The sequence below is a fragment of the Agrobacterium sp. 22-3639C2 genome, from assembly GCF_053522105.1.
Window position 1 is genome coordinate 985,971 of the sequence record NZ_JBNWDB010000002.1, and the last position, 19,943, is coordinate 1,005,913.

Consider the following 19,943-nt stretch of genomic DNA (forward strand, 5'->3'; position numbering starts at 1 on the left):
AACGCCGCCGAAGCATCCGGAAGGATCGATGTCATGAGTAGGAAACCTGCGGCGAAAAGCACAAGTACGGGCTGGCGCATCTGCGCCATCATTCTTTGTGCTGTCTTGTGCACGCCGCTTGTCCCTTCGCAAACCTTCGCCCAGGAACAGCGACGCACCCTTTTCGAAATGCTGTTTGGCCGGCCCGTGGGCCGGGAGGACACGCCCGGCCGCGAATACCAGCCCCGCAGTCGCCGGGATTTCCCGGCTGCCCCGCGTGAAAAATCAGTCACCCGTCCGCAACCCGCAAGAAAAGCGCCTTCGGTGGTTCAAATGCGAACCATAAAACCGGAGCCGACCGCCAAGCTTGAAAATGCCAGGCGTGTTCTGGTCGTCGGTGATTTTCTGGCCGGTGGCATGGGGGAAGAATTGGTCAATGCCTTCGCCAGCTCTCCGGGAATTTCGGTCGATGTGCGCGCGAATGGTTCTTCGGGCCTCGTACGCACGGATTATTACGACTGGTTCGCCAATCTGCCGCAGTTCATAACCGAAACAAATCCCGCCACCATCGTCATCATGATGGGATCGAACGATCGCCAGCAGATGCAGATCGGCGATACCAGGGAAAAATTTGGCACCGATGTCTGGTTCAAGGAATATGAGCGGCGGATCGATGAACTTCTGACCCTTGCCGGCCGCCCGAAGGTGCCGCTGCTGTGGGTTGGCCTGCCGGCCTTCCAGTCAACCTCACTCTCGGCCGATCTCGTCGGCTTCAACCGGCTTTATCGCAGCCATATCGAAAAATACGGCGGCGAATTCGTCGATGTCTGGGACGGCTTTGTCGACGAGGCCGGTAAATTTGTCATCACCGGCTACGACATGAACGGGCAGCAGGCCCGTCTGCGTGAGGCAGATGGCGTCGGCATGACGCAGGCCGGCAAACGCAAGCTTGCTTTTTACGTCGAGAAATTCGTGCGCAGGCACCTCGACAGCGCCGGACCGGACCTCGTGAAACTGGACGGCAGCAATTTGCCTGCACTCACCTCCCTGCCCGCGCTTGGCATCGACGCGGGACAGGTGCGCACCCAGCCGATCAGCCTGACCGATCCGAACCTCGATGGCGGTGACAAGCTGCTTGGCGATGTCCCTTCGACGGCCGTATCGGCACGTGTCTCGGTGGTGGAATCGCCACGCGAACGGCTGACCAAGCGGGGCGAGATGGCCGATGCACCGGCGGGTCGTATCGATGACTACCGGATTGTCCCGGATACTGCTCAGGCCAGACAGTAGCCACTTCTCCGCCGTCGCTACGGCTCGAACCGGCGTAATGTTGAGGCAACCCGGCAATGGCAGGATAAATTCAGCTTTGCAGCAAATGCGGGGTCGGCCAATTGCCCTCCCCTGCCCGCGTCTTACTGCACGGTGATATTTATCCGATGCCCCCGCGCCCCTTCCTCTCCGGGAAGGCGTCCGCCAGACACTGCCGAGAACAATTCATGCGCCTGCTGCTTGTTGAAGACGAACGCGAAATGGCAGCAGCCCTTTCCGCCGCCCTGCACCGGTTCGATATCATCGTGGACAATGTCGGCACGCTCGATCTTGCCCGGCATGCGATCATGGACGGTGTTCACGATCTTGTCGTACTCGACCGGCAATTGCCCGATGGCGATGGCATCCAGCTTATAGAAGATCTGCGTCTGCTTCCCGTCACACCGCCCGTCATCGTGCTGACAGCGCAAGGCACGCTTGCGGATCGGGTGAACGGCCTGAACCTTGGTGCGGACGATTATCTGGCCAAGCCCTTCGCTGTCGAGGAACTCCTTGCTCGCATCCGCGCCCTGATGCGCCGGCCAGCCGGCAGCGTGACGATGACGGCGAAACTGGGCAAGCTGGAATTTTGCTTCGAAACCCGCGAAGTCCGCATCAAGGGAGAGTTTATTCCCCTGACCAGACGCGAATTGCTGATCCTTGAAGCCCTGTTGCGTCGGCAGGGCAGAACGGTGCTGCGATCGGTACTGGAAGAGGCGGTTTATAATTTCGACGATGAAATCCAGTCGAATGCGCTTGATTCCCATATCTCCCGTCTGCGCCGCAAATTGCAGGCAGCGGATGCGGGTCTGGAGGTTCACGGTATTCGCGGCGTCGGTTATCTGCTGAGGGCGGCCTCATGAAATCGGCCGGAAGGAAATCGCTCAAGCGACGCCTGACCATTCAATTGCTGCTTTTCCAGATCGGCAGCCTTTTCATCGTCACTGCCGCCTTCGTCGCTTACCTGTCCAGCGGCGCTTCGGGCAGCGCCCTTCTCAGCCCGGCAGCGGCCCAGATTACAGCCAATGCCATCATGCGTGACAAGGATGGCCGGCTGATGCTTGACGAAACAAATGAATTTGTCGAGCTGCGCGACAGCATGCCCGGTTTCTGGTTCGTTGCAGTCAGCGAGAAAGGTGAGATCGTGCAGGGTGGGCCGGTGCCTGAGGCCTTTAGCAACATGGATCAACAGCTTAGCGACGTCAAAGTGTCGGACGTACGCGATGCGGCATTGTCCTACTCCTATCTTGCTGTCTTGCGAATCGCCGTCGTGCGTCGTGCATCGGGACCGGCGGGCGAATTCGTTATGGTCGGCAAGGGCGGAGCCTTCAGTATGGCATTCCCGGTCCTGCTGTTCTCCAACATACTGATCATGCCGATCCTCCTTATCATGTCCATTGTGACAATCGTGACCATTCCATGGATCATCCGTCGGGAATTTTTCGCACTTTCCGCAATTGCGCGAACGGCGGAAAGCATCGACATCGACAAGCGCGGATATCGATTGCCGGATGGCGATATTCCATGGGAGGTGCAGCCGCTCGTGCATGCCGTCAACGGCGCGCTGAAACGGCTGGACGATGGTTACGAGCGGCACAAGCGCTTCATTCTCGACGCCGCCCATGAATTGCGGACCCCTGTCGCCATTCTCCAGACCCGTGTCGAAACGTTGCTGGACGGACCGGACCGGAGCCGGATATTAGCCGATGCCAGCCGTCTCGCCGTGCTTGCCGAACAGTTGCTCGATCTGCAACGACTTGGCGGGCAAAAGGCGCCGCTTATTCCACTAGATCTTGTTGGCCTCTGCCGGTCTGTCGTCGCTGATATGGCGCCGCTTGCAATCTCTCAAGGCTACGAACTTTCGTTCGAGCCGGACGAAGAGCCGATCCTCGCCCTTGCCGATGACGCCTCGCTGCAACGCGCCCTGATGAACGTCGTGCAAAACGCCATCGAACATGGCGGCAATCGCGGAACGATCACCATAAAAGTGGGGGCCAACCGCGTGATCGACATATCCGACCAAGGCAACGGAATTCCCGAAGAGGACCGGGAAGCCGTGTTTGACGCATTTCACCGGTTGATACCGAAGGATCGCGGTACCGGGCTCGGTCTCAATCTCGTGCAGGAAATCGTCCGCTACCATGGAGGGGAGATCACCATCAGTGATTCCCCATCCGGCGGCGCCTCCTTCCGTATCAGCCTTCCCTATTGCTGACACGAACCCCGTCTTCGGAAGCACGTAGTGTCATCGCAATTCTCAGGCGCGATATGTTGCCGTCCCCCTGCATGCGACACCTCCATCGCGTTTCGGTTCTCCAGTCAACCGAAAGGCCTGTTGTGAAACACAACAGGCCTTTTTGTTTTCGTTACGACGGCTTGCGCCGCGTCAACTCGCTCAGCGCGGAAGGACGGTTGCGCCCATCAGCTCTTCGTCGATCGCACGTGCGGCCTGACGGCCTTCGCGGATTGCCCAGACCACCAGCGACTGGCCACGGCGAACGTCGCCCGCCGCCCACAGCTTGTCGACCGAGGTCTTGTAGTCCGTTTCGTTGGCGATCACGTTGGTGGAGCCGCGACGATCGGTGTTGAGCGACAGCTTGCCATCCATTTCCTTCAGCACGCTATCGGTGAAAGGACCGGAAAAACCGATGGCGATGAAGGCGAGATCAGCCTTGATGATAAATTCCGTACCGGCAATGGGCTTGCGCCGGTCGTCCACCTGACAGCACTTCACACCCGTCAAAACGCCGTCTTCACCGACGAATTCAAGCGTGGCAACCTGGAACTCGCGAACGGCACCTTCTGCCTGCGAAGAAGAGGTGCGCATTTTCGTTGCCCAGAAGGGCCATACGGCAAGCTTGTCTTCCTTTTCCGGCGGCATCGGGCGGATATCGAGCTGGGTGACTTTAACCGCACCCTGACGGAAGGCCGTGCCGACGCAGTCAGACGCCGTATCGCCACCGCCGACGACGACGACATGCTTGCCGCCGGCGAGGATCGGATCGGCCGGCCAGCCGATGCTGTCGATGTTTTCGCGGCCAACGCGGCGGTTCTGCTGCACGAGATAGGGCATGGCGTCGTAAACGCCATTGAAATCGGCGCCACCGATGCCAGCCGGGCGCGGAGTTTCCGAACCGCCGCAATAAAGAACCGCATCGTGATCAGCCAGAAGCGCTTCGACCGTTACATCCACGCCGACGTTGACGCCGCAATGGAAGGTAACACCTTCACCCTTGATCTGCTCGACACGGCGGTCGATGAAGTTCTTCTCCATCTTGAAATCCGGAATACCGTAACGCAGCAAACCGCCGGGCTTTGATTCACGCTCGTAAACGTGGACCTCATGACCGGCGCGGCCAAGCTGCTGCGCTGCCGCCATGCCGGAAGGACCGGAACCGATGATGGCGACCTTCTTGCCGGTGTGGATCGTCGCCGGCTTCGGCACGATAAAGCCCAGCTCGTAGGCCTTGTCGGCAATCGCCTGCTCCACGGTCTTGATGGCGACCGGTGCATCCTCGAGGTTCAGCGTGCAGGCTTCCTCGCAGGGTGCCGGACAGACGCGGCCGGTGAATTCCGGGAAGTTGTTGGTGGAATGGAGGTTGCGGATCGCCTCTTCCCAATTGTTGTTATAAACCAGATCGTTCCAGTCGGGGATCTGGTTGTGCACGGGACAGCCCGTCGGGCCGTGACAGTAGGGAATGCCGCAATCCATGCAGCGCGCCGCCTGCTTCTGCACCTCGGCATCCGACATCGGAATGGTGAATTCGCGGAAATGGCGGATACGGTCCGATGCGGGCTGATACTTGCCCACCTGCCGGTCGATCTCAAGAAAACCTGTAACCTTGCCCACGTTTATGTCCTCACATCAAAGCGGAGCGCCTGTTAGGCCCCAGTACCAGTAAGCGAAACCGAAAGCCGCCCCCAATACGATGAATTCAAATCCGGTCTCGCCGCTTGTCCAATAGATCACCATGGGAACGGCGACCGCGATCATCAGCGAGACCAGTTGGTGTAGTATCCCCACGCGGCGGATTATTCCGCCGCGACGCCCATACGCATGCGCTCCATTTCCTCAAGCGCACGACGGTATTCGACCGGCATGACCTTGCGGAATTTCGGACGGAACTCGCTCCAGCGGTCGAGTATATCCTTGGCGCGTGCAGAGTTGGTGTAGTGGAAGTGATTGGAAATCAGCTGGTAGAGCCGCTCCTCGTCGTGACGCGTCATGTCCTCGGATACGTCAACGCGTCCCTTGTGCATGAGGTCGCCACCGTGATGGTGCAGCTTCTCGAGCATGTCGTCCTCTTCCGGAACCGGCTCCAGCTCGACCATGGCCATGTTGCAGCGGGTGGCGAAATCGCCCTTCTCGTCGAGAACGTAAGCCACGCCACCGGACATGCCGGCCGCGAAGTTGCGGCCCGTCTCGCCGAGCACCACGACAATACCGCCCGTCATATATTCGCAACCGTGGTCGCCGACACCTTCGACAACCGCGACCGCGCCGGAGTTGCGCACTGCAAAGCGCTCACCCGCAACACCACGGAAATAGCACTCGCCGGTGATGGCGCCGTAAAGAACGGTGTTGCCGACAATGATCGAGTTTTCAGCGACGATACGGGTGTTTTCCGGCGGGCGCACGATGATGCGGCCACCCGAAAGACCCTTGCCGACATAGTCGTTGCCGTCACCCACCAGATCGAAGGTGATGCCGCGAGCGAGAAACGCGCCGAAGGACTGACCAGCCGTGCCGCGCAGCGTCACGTGGATCGTATCGTCCTTCAGACCCTTATGGCCCCAGCGCTTGGCAAGCGCGCCTGACAGCATGGCACCGGCGGAACGGTCGACGTTCTTGATCGGCACTTCGAAAACGACAGGCTCGCGGTTTTCCAGCGACGGTAGCGACTTCTCGATCAGCTTGCGATCGAGAATATCGTCGATCGGGTGCTTCTGACGCTCGGTCCATAAAGTTGCCTCCTTGGGAGCCTCTACCTTGTGGAAGATGCGGCTGAAATCCAGACCCTTGGCCTTCCAGTGCGCCAGCATCTCATCCTTTTCGAGAAGTTCGGAAGCGCCGATGATCTCGTCCAGCTTGGTAACGCCAAGCGAGGCGAGTATTTCGCGCACTTCTTCAGCCACGAAGAAGAAGTAGTTGATGACGTGTTCCGGCGTGCCCTTGAAGCGCTTGCGCAGAACCGGGTCCTGCGTTGCGACGCCGACGGGGCAGGTGTTCAGATGGCACTTGCGCATCATGATGCAGCCCGCAGCAATCAGCGGCGCGGTGGCAAAGCCGAATTCATCCGCACCAAGCAGCGCGCCGATGATGACGTCGCGGCCGGTCTTCAGACCACCATCCACCTGCAGCGCGATGCGCGAACGAAGGCCGTTCAGCACCAGCGTCTGCTGGGTTTCGGCAAGGCCGATTTCCCAAGGCGAACCGGCATGCTTCAGCGACGTCAGCGGCGAAGCACCGGTGCCGCCATCGAAACCGGCGATGGTGATATGGTCGGCGCGCGCCTTGGCGACACCCGCCGCAACCGTGCCAACGCCCACTTCCGACACGAGCTTCACAGAAACATCTGCTTCCGGGTTGACGTTCTTCAGGTCGTAGATCAGCTGCGCCAGATCTTCGATGGAGTAGATATCGTGGTGTGGCGGCGGCGAAATGAGGCCGACGCCCGGCGTGGAGTGACGGGTTTTTGCAACCGTGGCATCCACCTTGTGGCCGGGCAGCTGGCCGCCTTCGCCGGGCTTGGCACCCTGCGCGACCTTGATCTGCAACATGTCGGCATTGACGAGATATTCCGTCGTAACACCAAAGCGGCCGGATGCGATCTGCTTGATGGCGGAACGCTCGGGGTTCGGCTTGCCGTTCAGAAGCGGCATGTAACGGTCGGATTCTTCGCCGCCTTCGCCGGTGTTGGACTTGCCGCCGATGCGGTTCATCGCAATCGCAAGCGTGGTATGCGCCTCGCGGCTGATCGAGCCGAAGGACATGGCGCCAGTCGAGAAGCGCTTGACGATATCGACCGCCGGTTCGACGTCGTCGATGGAAACCGGCTTGCGGCCGAGCGCTTCCGCCGATTTGACCTTGAACAGGCCGCGAATGGTGTTCATGCGCAGCGCCGTCTCATTCACCATGTCGGCAAATTCACGGTAGCGCTCCTGGCTGTTGCCGCGCACGGCGTGTTGCAGCGAGGCGACGGCATCCGGCGTCCAGGCGTGGCTTTCGCCGCGCATGCGATAGGCATATTCGCCGCCGATATCGAGCGTGTTGGCAAGGATCGGATCCTTGCCGAAAGCCGCTGTGTGGCGCGTTACGGTTTCTTCGGCGATCTCGGTCAGACCCACGCCCTCGATGGAGGTGGCGGTGCCGAAGAAATACTTCTCGACGAATTCCGACGACAGGCCGATGGCGTCGAAAATCTGCGCGCCGCAATAGGACTGGTAGGTGGAAATGCCCATCTTGGACATGACCTTGAGGATGCCCTTACCCACCGCCTTGATGTAGCGATAGACGACTTCGTCGTCCGACACTTCCTTCGGGAAGGCGCCGTGCTTGTGCATGTCGAGCAGCGTGTCGAAGGCGAGGTAGGGGTTGATCGCCTCCGCGCCATAGCCAGCGAGCAGACAGAAATGATGGATTTCGCGCGGTTCGCCGGTTTCAACGACGAGGCCGACCGAGGTGCGCAGACCCTTGCGGATCAGGTGGTGATGCACAGCAGCCGTCGCCAGCAGCGCGGGGATCGCAATCCGGTCCGGGCCGAGCTGGCGGTCGGACAGAACGATGATGTTGTAACCACCGCGAACAGCGGATTCAGCCCGCTCGCACAGGCGGTCGAGCATGTCAGGCATGCCTTCGGCGCCGCGCTCCACATCATAGGTGAAGTCGAGCGTCTTGGTATCGAAACGGTCTTCGGTGTGGCCGATGGAGCGGATCTTTTCCAGATCGCCATTGGTGAGGATCGGCTGGCGCACTTCCAGACGCTTGGCACGGGCCGCACCCTCGTGATCGAGAAGGTTCGGGCGTGGGCCAATGAACGAAACGAGGCTCATCACCAGTTCTTCGCGGATCGGATCGATCGGCGGGTTGGTCACCTGCGCGAAGTTCTGCTTGAAATAGGTGTAAAGCAGCTTGGACTTGTCCGACATGGCCGAAATCGGCGTATCGGTACCCATCGAGCCGATGGCTTCCTGGCCCGTTGTTGCCATCGGCGACATCAGGAGCTTGGTATCTTCGCTGGTGTAACCGAAGGCCTGCTGGCGATCGAGCAACGACACGTCACGCCGCAGCGCCCGTGGCTCCACCGGCTTCAGATCCTCAAGAATGAGCTGGGTGCGGTCTAGCCAGGTGCGATAGGGGTGCTTGGCAGCAAGCTCGTGCTTCACGTCCTCGTCGGAAATGATCGAGCCCTTTTCCATGTCGATCAGCAGCATCTTGCCGGGCTGCAAACGCCACTTCTTGATGATGCGTTCTTCCGGAACCGGCAGCGTGCCGGCTTCCGACGCCATGATGACGCGGTCGTCGTCGGTGACGAGATAGCGCGCCGGGCGCAAACCGTTACGGTCGAGGGTTGCGCCGATCTGCTTGCCATCGGTGAAGGCAACGGCGGCCGGGCCGTCCCACGGCTCCATAAGCGCGGCATGATATTCGTAGAAAGCCTTGCGTTCAGCCGACATGGACAAGTTGCCCGACCAGGCTTCCGGGATCAGCATCATCACGGCATGGGCCATGGAGTAACCGCCGCGCACGAGGAATTCGAGCGCGTTGTCGAAGCAGGCGGTGTCCGACTGGCCTTCATAGGAAATCGGCCAGAGCTTGGAGATATCGTCACCGAACAGCGCCGACGAAACAGACGCCTGACGCGCCGCCATCCAGTTCACGTTGCCGCGCAGCGTGTTGATCTCGCCGTTATGGGCGACCATGCGATAGGGATGCGCGAGCTTCCAGGACGGGAAGGTGTTGGTGGAGAAACGCTGGTGCACCAGCGCAACCGCGGATTCGAAACGCGGGTCCGCCAGATCCTTGTAATAGGCCCCAACCTGATAGGCGAGGAACATGCCCTTGTAGACGATGGTGGAGGAGGACAGCGAGACGGGATAGAAATCCTGCGTTTCCTTGCCGCCGCCCTCGTCGTAGATGCGGTTGGAGAGAACCTTGCGGATCAGGAACAGCTTGCGCTCGAAGTCATGATTGGTCGCCGCATCGCGGCCGGCGCCGATGAAAACCTGAACATGGTGCGGTTCGGTGCCAGCGATATCGGGTGCCTTGGAAAGGGAAGAATTGTCGACTGGCACGTCGCGGAAGCCGAGGAACTGCTGTCCCTCCTCGCCGATCACGTCGACAATGACCTTCTTGTAGTGATCGATACGGGACGGATCGCGCGGCATGAAGATGTGGCCAACGGCATATTCGCCAGCTTTCGGCAGCGTCACACCCTGGCTCGCCATTTCCTCGCGGAAAAAGCGGTCGGGGATCTGCACGAGAATGCCCGCACCATCGCCCATCAGCGGATCAGCGCCGACAGCACCGCGATGCGTCAGGTTTTCAAGAATGAACAGGCCGTCCTTGACGATCTGGTGCGACTTCTGACCCTTCATATGGGCAACAAAGCCGACGCCGCAGGCATCGTGCTCATTGCGCGGATCGTAAAGACCCTGCTTTTCCGGCAGGCCGCCCGCGAAACGCCCCTTCGCAGAAACGGGTGCGGCCGCAGCCGCGGTGGGACAGTCTGTGGTCAGGGTTGCGGCGACGTTGTCTGCCTGCAGCTTGTTTGTCATTTTCGTCCCTCCTGCAAAATTACTTGCATGGTTTCATGCGAAGATCCGGCTCGACACGAATTTCGCTTTCCGAAAAATCCGCATTCAATCCGGCTCGACCAAATTTAGGACAGCAAAGCTGTCTCAATTCGAGAGAATTTTGGCAGAAACCCGCGGGTTTAGCAAGGGTGCGAATCCAATTAGTCGCAGTGCCGATTTGCAGCGAAGTTTCGATACTGACCCATTGCGCGAAACTTTCTTGTCACAAAACGCTTCGGGCCGTTGCTTTCATTGCCGGATTTGCCAACCGCGAGGTTAGGTCCTAGAACTTTGCGGATCATCGTCAACGCATTCCCAACACCAGCACAACAGCCATCGGAAAGCTTTCAGAGATGTTTTTTGCCTCAGACAACTGGGCCGGCGCCCACCCTGCCATCAACGAGCGCCTTTCGCGGGAATCCACCCGATTTGCGGCTGCCTATGGCACCAGCGCCCTCGACCTTTCCATAGAAAAGCGCTTCAATGAAATATTCGAACGCGAAGTGGCGGTGTTTTTCGTCGCCACAGGTACGGCGGCCAATTCTCTTTCGCTGGCAAGCATTGCCCGCCCCGGCGGCCTGACCTTCTGTCATTCCGAAGCCCATGTGATCGAGGATGAATGTGGAGCGCCGGATTTCTTCTCCGGCATGCGCATGGTTGCCGTCGAGGGACCGAACGGCAAAATGCTGCCGGAAAATCTGATCGAGCGCATTTCGCGCTATCCGCAGGACGCCGTTCATCACGGACGCGCCGCAGCGGTTACGATGACACAGGCAACCGAGGCCGGTACTGTCTATACGCTCGATGAAATCGACGCGATTGCCAAAATCGCCAAGGAGAACGGCCTGCCGCTGCATATGGACGGCGCGCGCTTTGCCAATGCGCTTGCCGCACTCGGCACCACGCCCGCCGAAATGACCTGGAAACGCGGCGTTGATGTGCTCTCTTTCGGTGGCACGAAAAACGGCTGCTGGTGCGCGGAAGCGATCGTGTTTTTCGACCCCGCGCTCGCCAAAGACTTCGCCTTCCTGCGCAAGCGCACCGCCCAGCTTTTTTCGAAGTCGCGCTTCATCGCCGCACAATTCGAAGCCTATCTGCAGGACGATCTCTGGTTGGGTCTCGCAAGCCACGCCAATGCCATGGCCAATCGGCTGCGGGCCGGCTTCGCCTCGCTTAACAGTGCCCGTCTGGCATGGCCAACCACTGCAAACGAGGTTTTCGCCATTCTGCCGAAAGCCGCCGCTGAAGCGGCAACGGAGAAAGGCGCGAAGTTCTACGACTGGCTGGTGCCCCGCGATATGCCGGAAAAGGTCGGAAAGGACGAGGTGCTGATCCGCATGGTCACCAGCTTCGCAACGACCGAGGCTGATGTCGACGAATTCCTGTCGATCTGCGCCGCCGTCTGACAAAACATTCGGGGGCGCCGTTTCTTAACGGCGCCCTCAAACCTCCTGCAGCCGGTAGCCGACACCAGTTTCCGTAAGGATATAGCGCGGCTGATCCGGAATTTTTTCGATCTTCTGGCGAAGCTGGCGTACGTAAACGCGCAAATATTGCACGTCGGTCAACTCGTCCCACACATGCTCCAGCAGGAAACGGTGCGTCAGCACCTTGCCCGCATGCTGGACCAGGACCCGCAGAATATCATATTCCTTGGGCGAGAGTTTCACCTCCCGGTCCTCCACCTTGACGATGCGTCTGACGAGATCGACCGAAAGATCGCCGGTATGAAACACCGGTCTCTCACCCTGGCTCTGAAGGCGATGGCGCAGGGCGACACGAATGCGGGCAACAAGCTCGTTCATGCCGAAAGGCTTGGTGATGTAATCGTCGGCACCCAGCTCCAGTGCCTTGACGATACCCGCCTCGTCAGTGCGGCTGGAAAGAATGATGACGGGTAGGGAAAGTCCCTCGCCCCGCCATTTCTCCAGAAGCTCGTGTCCCGACATATCCGGAAGACCGAGATCAAGGACCACGAGATCGGGCTTGTCCTCGTTCATCAACTCCATCGCGACGCGGGCATTCATCGCCTCGCTGACCGCATAGTCCTGCGTCGAGAGACCGACCCGCAAAAGTTTGCGGATCGGCGGTTCATCGTCGACGATCAGAATGCGAACGGCGGAATTGGTCATTGCCGATCTCCTTCAGCCCTAGTCATGATTCAGCACCGGCACTTCGGCGGGAACGGGCAGGCTTATGGTAAATTGCGCGCCCGTGCGACCTGATCTGTTTTCAGCGCGGATAGATCCACCCATGGCCTCGATAAACCCCTTGCAGATGGAGAGCCCGAGGCCGGTCCCGGCCTGCACATGGTCCGCCTTGCGCACACGGTAGAAACTGTCGAACACCCGCTCGGTATCATCAGGGGGAATACCCGGCCCCTCGTCGGCAACGGACAGGAAGACATGTCTGCCCTGCCGCCACCCGCGAATCTGGATTAGGGTTTGTTCGGGCGCGTATTTGGCGGCATTGTCGATCAGATTGAACAGAACCTGCTCAAAAAGCACCGGATCGACCTTCAGCATCGGCAGATCGGAGGGAATGTCCAGAACGATCTCGTGCCTGACAATTATTTTCGCCGCGCGTGAAAGCGCTGTTCCGACCATATCGCCAACAAAGTGCAAGCCGTAATTCGGCTCCATCGCGCCCGAACCGATCCTCGTCATATCGAGCAGGTTGGAAATGAAGCGGTTCAGCCGTTCGGATTCCTCGACGATGGTTAGAAGCAGTTCGGTGCGCGCCTCGAGCGGAATGTCGTCGGCGAAATCCTTCAGCGTTCCGGCGGAACCCAGAATGGCGGCGAGTGGCGTTTTCAGGTCGTGGGAGATGGAGGTCAAAAGCGCGGTGCGCAGCCGGTCGGTTTCCGCCGCAAGCCTTGCCCGATCGACATCCGAAACCAGCTGGATGCGCTCGATGGCAAGTGCCGCCTGATCCGCCAGCGCATCGAAAAGCCGCTGCTGCTCAGGTGTGAAAAGCGGGCCAAGCCGGTCGTCGTCCAGCCCCACCACCCCGACGGCGCCGCTGCCGGTGCGCAGCGGCAGATAAAGGCGTTTGGCACCCGGGAGCGTATCGGCGCCCCGGCCTGCAGCCTTGTTATGTTCCCAGGCCCAGTGAGCGGCCGCAATGTCCGCATCCACGAGCGTGTCATCGGGCGGATAGCCCGCCTTGACGGTGATCGAATTGTTTTCGGGCAGAAGCAGGACGACCCTGACTTTCAGCATCGACGCCATCTGGAACGCGGTTGCCCACAATACGTCATCCAGCGTGCCGGTAACCGCGAGTTTTTTGGAAAAAAGGTACAAATCTTCCGTGGTTCGCGCACGCATCCGTGCAGCTGCGGCCTGCCGCTGCACCGCCGCAGTCAGATTTGAGGCGACAAGCGCCACACCGAGATAGAACAGCAGCGCCACAACGCTTTCGGGATCGCGGACAGTCAGGGTATAACGCGGTTCAAGAAAGAAAAAATTGAACGCAAAGGCACCAAGCAGGGAAGCATAAAGGCCAGGCCCCAGCCCTCCGCGCACGGCCGCCGCAAAAACCGCCATCAGGAACACCAGCGCCAGATTTTGAACATCAAGGGCTTGGTCAAGTACGATGCCGGCTACGATTGCCAGTCCGACAAACAGGGTGCTGTTGAGATAGGGCAGTATCGAAAACCGCGATTGAGCCGTTGCCGGCTTCACGGTCTGGACCGGCTTCTCCGCGTTTTTGTCGCCGGAAATGACATGCACGCTGATATCGCCGGCATGGTCTATCAAATCATGCGTCAGCGAACGCTGCAGAATTCTCTGCCACCACGACCTTCTGGGACGGCCGATGATGATGTGGGTGAAGTTATTGGCGTTGGCATAGGATATGATTTCGTGCGTCAGGTCGAGCGCCGGCAGTGTTACTGTCTCGCCGCCCAACTGCTGCGCGAGCCGCATGGTGCCGGCCAGCCGATCCTTCTCCGCCTCCGACAATTGCTGAGAGCGAGGCGTGTCCAGATGCAGTGCCGTCCACGGCGCGCGCAGGCGATCGGCCTGCCTACGGGCATAACGCACCAGACCGGGGCCGTTGCCGCCGTGGTCCAGACAGACCAGAACACGGTCTCCCGCAGCCCACGGCCCGGAGATGGCGTGCGACTGCATGTGGTTGAGCAATTGCTCGTCCACCCGTTGCGCTGTGCGCCGTAGCGCAAGCTCGCGCAGGGCCGTCAGATTGCCGCGCGAAAAATAGTTCTCGATGGCGCGCCGCGCGGTGCGGGGCATATAGACCTTGCCGTCCTGCAGGCGCTTGATCAGATCGTCGGGGGTGATATCGATGATCTCAACATCGTCAGCCCGGTCAATGATGCTGTCCGGCACCGTTTCGCGCACGCGGATACGGGTGATCTGCGCCACCACATCGTTCAGGCTTTCCACATGCTGAATGTTCAATGTCGTATAGACATCGATGCCCTGCGCGAGAATTTCCTGAACATCCATATAGCGCTTGGGATGCCGGCTGCCGGCCGCATTGGTGTGGGCCAGCTCATCGACCAGAACCAGCGCCGGTCGACGGGCGAGAATGGCGTCGAGATCCATCTCGTTCAGCGACTGGCCGCGATAATCAATGTTCCGGCGCGCAATGATCTCGAAACCCTGCACAAGTGTTTCGGTTTCCTTGCGGCCATGCGTTTCCACGACACCGATAATGGTATCGACACCATCTGCGAGTTTTGCCCGGCCAGACATCAGCATTTCATAGGTCTTGCCGACACCGGGAGCTGCGCCCAGAAAAATCTTCAGCCGCCCTCGCGCCTCGCGCCGGGCGTTTTCAAGCAGCGCATCCGGCGATGGTCTGCTCGGCATATCACGATTATCGTCAGGCATTTAACTCACCAGTGGACAAGCTATGGCTTCCAAAGAAGCCATAGCCATTTCAGTTCATGAGCCGGCTGCGTCAAGAGCCATGTTGAGAGCCAGCACATTTACAACGGGCTCGCCCATGAAGCCCAATTCAGGCGCCTCCACATGGGCGTCGACGACGGCGCGCAGTGACGCTTCGTTCATGCCCCTTGCCTTGGCGACACGCGAGACCTGAAAATAGGCGGCCTCAGGCGACACATGCGGGTCAAGACCGCTGCCCGATGCCGTCACCAGATCAATGGGAACCTCGGCTGCCGAATTTTCGGCTTTAGCAGCCTCGTAGTCCTGCTTCACCCGGTCGATAAGCTTTGCGCTCGTCGGTCCCAGGTTGGAGCCGGAAGACGACGCGGCATTGTAGCCGTCGCCGGCAGCTGACGGCCTGCCGTGGAAATATTTCTCGCCGGTGAAGGCCTGCCCTATCAATTGCGACCCGACAACAGTCCCATTCTTCTCGATCAGACTGCCATTTGCCTGGAAGGGAAAGATAGCCTGTGCAAGGCCCGTCATTCCAAGAGGATAGGCAAGGCCGGTGATTGCGGTGGTGGCAAGGATCAGCACCAGTGCGGGACGTAGCTGTTTCAACATTTCCATACTCCTCAGGCGAGACCAAGCGCCGTAATGGCGAGGTCAATGGCCTTGATGCCGATGAAGGGCACGATAATGCCGCCCAGACCATAGATGACCAGATTGCGCGACAGCAGCGCCCCGGCCCCGATCGGGCGGTATTTGACGCCCTTCAGCGAGAGCGGGATGAGCGCGATGATGATGAGCGCGTTGAAGATGATGGCAGACAGGATCGCACTTTGCGGTGTCGAAAGACCCATGACATTCAGCACGCCAAGCTGCGGATAGAAGGCCAGGAACATTGCCGGGATGATGGCGAAATATTTGGCGATGTCGTTGGCGATGGAGAATGTGGTTAGCGCGCCGCGCGTCATCAGCAATTGCTTGCCGATTTCGACGATTTCGATGAGCTTGGTCGGATCGCTGTCGAGATCGACCATGTTGCCAGCCTCGCGCGCTGCGACCGTGCCGGTGTTCATGGCGACACCCACATCGGCCTGCGCCAGTGCGGGCGCATCGTTCGTGCCGTCACCGCACATGGCGACGAGCTTGCCCTTGGCCTGTTCCTCGCGGATAAGCTCCAGCTTGTTTTCCGGGGTCGCCTGGGCGAGGAAATCGTCCACCCCTGCTTCCGCCGCGATGGCAGCGGCCGTCATGGGATTGTCGCCGGTGATCATCACCGTGCGGATGCCCATGCGGCGAAGTTCGGCGAAGCGCTCGCGAATGCCGCCCTTGACGATATCCTTCAGCTGCACGACGCCGAGCAGCTTTCCGTCGCGCACGACGGCAAGCGGTGTGCCGCCTGTCTTGGCTATCTCTTCCGCGATCGTGCGGATGTCGCGCGTTACATCCGTTTCGGTTTTAACGGCAAGCGCCGTATTGCCTTGCTGCGTAACACCGCCATCGACATAGGAAAGAACGGCATCGACAGCCCCCTTGCGAATGGAAGAGCCTTCGAAATCCACACCGCTCATGCGGGTCTGGGCGGTGAAGGGCACGAAAGTGGCGTGCAGTTTCTGCATGTCGCGGGCACGGATGCCGTATTTTTCCTTGGCGAGAACGACGATGGAACGGCCTTCCGGCGTTTCGTCGGCAAGCGATGCAAGCTGCGCCGCATCGGCCAGTTCCTGTTCGGAAACACCGGTGACGGGGCGGAATTCGGTTGCCTGGCGGTTGCCGAGCGTTATCGTGCCGGTCTTGTCGAGCAGCAGCGTGTCGACGTCGCCGGCGGCTTCCACCGCGCGGCCGGACATGGCAAGCACGTTGAAACGCACCAGCCTGTCCATGCCGGCAATGCCGATCGCCGACAAGAGAGCGCCGATGGTCGTCGGGATGAGCGTCACAAACAGCGCCACCAGCACGATGATCGGGATGGAGCCACCGGCATAGGCCGCAAAGCTCGGAATGGTCGCGGTGGCCAGAACGAAGATGAGCGTCATGCCCGCAAGCAGAATGTTGAGCGCGATTTCGTTCGGCGTCTTCTGGCGCTCGGCGCCTTCAACGAGCGAAATCATCCGGTCGAGGAAGGTGGAGCCGGCAGCAGCGGTGATGCGAACCCTTATCCAGTCCGACAGCACCTGCGTACCACCGGTGACAGCCGAGCGATCGCCGCCGGATTCGCGGATAACAGGGGCGGATTCGCCCGTTATTGCCGCTTCATTGACTGAGGCAACACCTTCGATGACTTCACCGTCGGACGGAATGATGTCGCCAGCCTCGACGAGAACGACATCGTTCACCTTGAGGCCAGCGCCGGCTACCATCGTATATTGGCTACGATCATCACCGGTCAGAAGTTTCGCCTGGGTTTCCGTGCGGGTTTTCCGCAGCGAATCCGCCTGCGCCTTGCCGCGCCCTTCGGCTACGGCCTCGGCGAAATTGGCGAAGAGAACGGTGAACCAAAGCCATAGATTGATCTGGAAGGAAAAGCCGAGATTTGCATTGCCGATGATGAGATCGCGAACGAACAGCACGGTAGTCAGCACCGATACCGTTGCCACGACAAACATGACCGGATTGCGCGCAAGCGTGCGCGGATTGAGCTTTTTGAATGCGTCGGCAATTGCCGGAACGAGAATGCGAGAATCAAGGATGCTCGCTTGTTTGGACTGGCTCATGAAGAGACTCCAGCGTTTGAAACAGGGCGACCGATGAGGGTCGATCAGCCCGTGAGAACTTCGAGAGCGCAGACGGCGGCGAACAGAGCCGCCATCATTGCAAGAATGAGATTGGATGCGCACCAGCCGCCCGGGCCGGCGCTCCCGTGAACAGGAGCGCCAGTGCGGACAGGAAGGGTGCGGTTACGTCGGGGAGTATCCTTCGTCATGGCACCACCTCAAAATACCTGGCCGGTGGCCATGACCAGATGTTCCACGACCGGACCAAGCGCCAGGGCCGGCAGGAAGGTGAGGCCACCGACGACCACGATCGTGCCGACGAGCAGACCGACGAAGAGCGGGCCGTCCGTGGGGAAGGTGCCGGCTGATGCCGGAACGGTCTTTTTGGTAACCAGCGAGCCGGCAATCGCCAACGCCGGGATGATCACCAGAAAACGTCCCATCAACATGCCAAAACCAAGCGTGATGTTGTACCAGGTCGTGTTGCCCGTGAGGCCGCCGAAGGCAGAGCCGTTATTGGCAGCAGCCGAGGTATAGGCATAAAGAATCTCGGAGAACCCGTGCGGTCCGGCTGTGCCGACCGACGCGACCGCCGAGGGCAGGATGGTGGCGGTGGCTGTGAAAACCAGCATGGCGAGCGGCAGGCAGAGAATGGCCAGAACCGCCATCTTCATCTCCTTGGCCTCTATCTTCTTGCCGAGATACTCCGGCGTGCGCCCGACCATCAGCCCCGCCACGAAAATGGCGATGATGATGAAGAGAAGAATGCCATAGAAACCCGCGCCAACGCCGCCGACGATTACCTCACCCAGTTGCATGTTGATGAGCGGAATGAGACCACCGAGCGCCGTGAAGCTGCCATGCATGGCGTTGACCGCACCGCAGGAGGCAGCGGTGGTGATGACCGCAAAGAGCGACGAGAGTGCCACGCCGAAGCGAGCTTCCTTGCCTTCCATGTTGCTTCCGGCAAGGCCGAAGCTGTGCATAAGCGGATTTCCGGCCGCTTCCGCCCAATAGGTCACTGCAACACCGGCGATGAACAGAACACCCATGGCAGCAAGGATTGCCCAGCCCTGACGGGTGTTGCCGACCATACGGCCGAAGACGTTGGTGAAGGCAGCACCGATCGCGAAGATCGACACCATCTGGATCATGTTGGAGATGGCATCAGGGTTTTCGAACGGATGCGCGGAATTGGCATTGAAGAAACCGCCGCCATTGGTGCCGAGCATCTTGATCGCCAGCTGCGACGCTACCGGGCCGACTGCGATCGTCTGCCGCGCGCCTTCAAGCGTCTGGGCACCGACATAAGCGCCAAGCGTCTGCGGCACGCCGAGCCATACGTAAACCAGGGTAAGCACGATACAGGCAGGCAGCAGGATGTAGAGCGTCGAGCGCACCATATCCACCCAGAAATTGCCGATGGCCTTGCCGGAAGCGCGCGCGAAGGCGCGGATTAGCCCGATTGCAATCGCCATGCCCGTCGCGGCAGAAACAAAGTTCTGCACGGTGAAACCAGCCATCTGGGTCAGATAGGACATGGTGCTTTCGCCACCATAATTCTGCCAGTTGGTATTGGTGACGAAGCTGACTGCCGTGTTGAAAGACAGTTCCGGCCCGACTGCTGCCATTCCTTCCGGATTATATGGCAACATACCCTGAAAGCGCATCAGGGCGTAGAGCAGGGCAAAACCGAAGAGGTTGAAGAGGAGCATGGAAAACGCATAGGTCGTCCAGTGCTGTTCTTCGCGCTCGCTTGTCCCGGCAAGGGCATAAAGGCCGTGCTCGACGGGTGCGAGAACCGGCGAAAGCAGGGTGCGTTCGCCATTGAAGACTCGCGCCATATAGAAGCCGAGAGGCTTCACCAGCGCGACAACGATCCCGCAGAAAAGCAGGATCTGAAACCATCCATTGAGGGTCATGGTATTGAACTTTCAATAGCCGCCGCTTCCCGATCAGAAGCGTTCGGGGCGAATGAGAGCATAGGTGAGGTAGGCGGCGATAAAGACGGTGACGGCACCGCTCAAAACATAATCGAATAACATCTCGACCTCCGCCTAAAGCCGGTCGCAGGCGCGCGTATAGGCAAAGCAAAGCGCGAAAAACACCGTGGCTGCACCGATCAGAATAACGTCCATCATCGATGGGACTCCTTTTTTAACCGAGGAGCCGGACAGGAAGAAAAGCGCCGTCATGTGGGACGTCGCTTTTCATTCTTTCTGGCTGGGAAGAAACACCATCCCTTCCCGCACAGAAGAATGCACCCGAACCGCATAAAGGTTCGAGACGG

At 59.7% G+C, this 19,943-nt stretch carries 15 protein-coding genes; 4 read left to right on the forward strand and 11 right to left on the reverse strand.

All coding sequences use genetic code 11. The features are described from left to right. Positions 1–33 precede the first annotated feature (33 nt). The 3 genes from ACQZ6D_RS12215 (at position 34) to ACQZ6D_RS12225 (ending at position 3,502) form a co-directional block, all read left to right on the forward strand. Positions 34–1,269, forward strand: a complete 1,236-nt coding sequence (locus ACQZ6D_RS12215) for an SGNH/GDSL hydrolase family protein (protein WP_035200604.1) — start codon at positions 34–36, stop codon at positions 1,267–1,269. 206 nt (positions 1,270–1,475) lie between these two features. Next, positions 1,476–2,150 (forward strand): response regulator transcription factor, encoded by a 675-nt coding sequence (locus ACQZ6D_RS12220; protein ID WP_003511462.1) that lies wholly within the window; start codon positions 1,476–1,478, stop codon positions 2,148–2,150. Further along, the gene (locus ACQZ6D_RS12225) at positions 2,147–3,502 is read left to right on the forward strand and encodes a sensor histidine kinase (protein ID WP_065704448.1); all 1,356 of its coding nucleotides are present in this window, start codon (positions 2,147–2,149) and stop codon (positions 3,500–3,502) included. Before ACQZ6D_RS12220 ends, ACQZ6D_RS12225 begins: the two co-directional genes overlap by 4 nt. Positions 3,503–3,682: 180 nt before the next feature. On the opposite strand, the gene ACQZ6D_RS12230 is transcribed toward ACQZ6D_RS12225, so the two are convergent. The 3 genes from ACQZ6D_RS12230 to gltB are packed head-to-tail and all read right to left on the reverse strand — an operon-like array spanning position 3,683 to position 10,065. Further along, positions 3,683–5,137, reverse strand: a complete 1,455-nt coding sequence (locus tag ACQZ6D_RS12230) for a glutamate synthase subunit beta (protein WP_003511464.1) — start codon at positions 5,135–5,137, stop codon at positions 3,683–3,685. Between the two features lie 15 nt (positions 5,138–5,152). After that, on the reverse strand, positions 5,153–5,311 hold the full coding sequence (locus ACQZ6D_RS12235) for a hypothetical protein (protein ID WP_158006613.1): 159 nt from the start codon (positions 5,309–5,311) through the stop codon (positions 5,153–5,155). Positions 5,312–5,319: 8 nt separating this feature from the next. Beyond that, entirely contained in the window at positions 5,320–10,065 is a 4,746-nt protein-coding gene (gltB, locus tag ACQZ6D_RS12240) for a glutamate synthase large subunit (RefSeq protein WP_065704450.1), read from the reverse strand. Positions 10,066–10,436: 371 nt separating this feature from the next. Here gltB and ACQZ6D_RS12245 point away from each other — a divergent pair, with 371 nt between their 5' ends. After that, positions 10,437–11,489: a threonine aldolase family protein gene (locus ACQZ6D_RS12245; RefSeq protein WP_019564929.1), complete on the forward strand. Its 1,053-nt coding sequence runs from the start codon at positions 10,437–10,439 to the stop codon at positions 11,487–11,489. A gap of 36 nt (positions 11,490–11,525) precedes the next feature. On the opposite strand, the gene ACQZ6D_RS12250 is transcribed toward ACQZ6D_RS12245, so the two are convergent. Genes ACQZ6D_RS12250 through ACQZ6D_RS12285 form a run of 8 tightly spaced genes read right to left on the reverse strand, consistent with a single transcriptional unit; the run spans position 11,526 to position 19,848 of the window. Next, the gene (locus ACQZ6D_RS12250; RefSeq protein ID WP_003511468.1) at positions 11,526–12,215 is read right to left on the reverse strand and encodes a response regulator transcription factor; all 690 of its coding nucleotides are present in this window, start codon (positions 12,213–12,215) and stop codon (positions 11,526–11,528) included. A gap of 18 nt (positions 12,216–12,233) precedes the next feature. Further along, positions 12,234–14,936, reverse strand: coding sequence for a sensor histidine kinase (locus ACQZ6D_RS12255; RefSeq protein WP_019564930.1), 2,703 nt, complete (start codon positions 14,934–14,936; stop codon positions 12,234–12,236). 54 nt (positions 14,937–14,990) lie between these two features. Further along, positions 14,991–15,557: a potassium-transporting ATPase subunit KdpC gene (kdpC, locus tag ACQZ6D_RS12260; protein ID WP_025595364.1), complete on the reverse strand. Its 567-nt coding sequence runs from the start codon at positions 15,555–15,557 to the stop codon at positions 14,991–14,993. Positions 15,558–15,568: 11 nt separating this feature from the next. After that, positions 15,569–17,653, reverse strand: coding sequence for a potassium-transporting ATPase subunit KdpB (gene kdpB / locus ACQZ6D_RS12265; protein WP_035199695.1), 2,085 nt, complete (start codon positions 17,651–17,653; stop codon positions 15,569–15,571). A 44-nt stretch (positions 17,654–17,697) separates the two neighbouring features. Further along, a complete protein-coding gene (locus tag ACQZ6D_RS12270) occupies positions 17,698–17,862 on the reverse strand; it encodes a hypothetical protein (RefSeq protein ID WP_162995269.1) in 165 nt (54 codons plus the stop codon). Between the two features lie 9 nt (positions 17,863–17,871). Next, a complete protein-coding gene (kdpA, locus tag ACQZ6D_RS12275; RefSeq protein WP_448729958.1) occupies positions 17,872–19,575 on the reverse strand; it encodes a potassium-transporting ATPase subunit KdpA in 1,704 nt (567 codons plus the stop codon). A 33-nt stretch (positions 19,576–19,608) separates the two neighbouring features. Beyond that, positions 19,609–19,698 carry a K(+)-transporting ATPase subunit F gene (gene kdpF, locus ACQZ6D_RS12280; RefSeq protein ID WP_003511473.1) on the reverse strand — a complete coding sequence of 30 codons (90 nt, stop codon included), beginning with the start codon at positions 19,696–19,698 and terminating at the stop codon, positions 19,609–19,611. Positions 19,699–19,710: 12 nt separating this feature from the next. Next, positions 19,711–19,848 carry a hypothetical protein gene (locus tag ACQZ6D_RS12285; RefSeq protein ID WP_003497749.1) on the reverse strand — a complete coding sequence of 46 codons (138 nt, stop codon included), beginning with the start codon at positions 19,846–19,848 and terminating at the stop codon, positions 19,711–19,713. Positions 19,849–19,943 lie beyond the last annotated feature (95 nt).

Bases quoted from the DNA above. Each gene is read 5' to 3' on its own strand.
- gltB (WP_065704450.1), bottom strand. From the start codon at position 10,065: ATGACAAACAAGCTGCAGGCAGACAACGTCGCCGCAACCCTGACCACA.
- ACQZ6D_RS12220 (WP_003511462.1), top strand. From the start codon at position 1,476: ATGCGCCTGCTGCTTGTTGAAGACGAACGCGAAATGGCAGCAGCCCTT.
- ACQZ6D_RS12255 (WP_019564930.1), bottom strand. From the start codon at position 14,936: ATGCCTGACGATAATCGTGATATGCCGAGCAGACCATCGCCGGATGCG.
- kdpA (WP_448729958.1), bottom strand. From the start codon at position 19,575: ATGACCCTCAATGGATGGTTTCAGATCCTGCTTTTCTGCGGGATCGTT.
- ACQZ6D_RS12285 (WP_003497749.1), bottom strand. From the start codon at position 19,848: ATGACGGCGCTTTTCTTCCTGTCCGGCTCCTCGGTTAAAAAAGGAGTC.
- ACQZ6D_RS12225 (WP_065704448.1), top strand. From the start codon at position 2,147: ATGAAATCGGCCGGAAGGAAATCGCTCAAGCGACGCCTGACCATTCAA.
- ACQZ6D_RS12215 (WP_035200604.1), top strand. From the start codon at position 34: ATGAGTAGGAAACCTGCGGCGAAAAGCACAAGTACGGGCTGGCGCATC.
- ACQZ6D_RS12245 (WP_019564929.1), top strand. From the start codon at position 10,437: ATGTTTTTTGCCTCAGACAACTGGGCCGGCGCCCACCCTGCCATCAAC.
- kdpF (WP_003511473.1), bottom strand. From the start codon at position 19,698: ATGTTATTCGATTATGTTTTGAGCGGTGCCGTCACCGTCTTTATCGCC.
- kdpC (WP_025595364.1), bottom strand. From the start codon at position 15,557: ATGTTGAAACAGCTACGTCCCGCACTGGTGCTGATCCTTGCCACCACC.
- ACQZ6D_RS12250 (WP_003511468.1), bottom strand. From the start codon at position 12,215: ATGACCAATTCCGCCGTTCGCATTCTGATCGTCGACGATGAACCGCCG.
- ACQZ6D_RS12270 (WP_162995269.1), bottom strand. From the start codon at position 17,862: ATGACGAAGGATACTCCCCGACGTAACCGCACCCTTCCTGTCCGCACT.
- kdpB (WP_035199695.1), bottom strand. From the start codon at position 17,653: ATGAGCCAGTCCAAACAAGCGAGCATCCTTGATTCTCGCATTCTCGTT.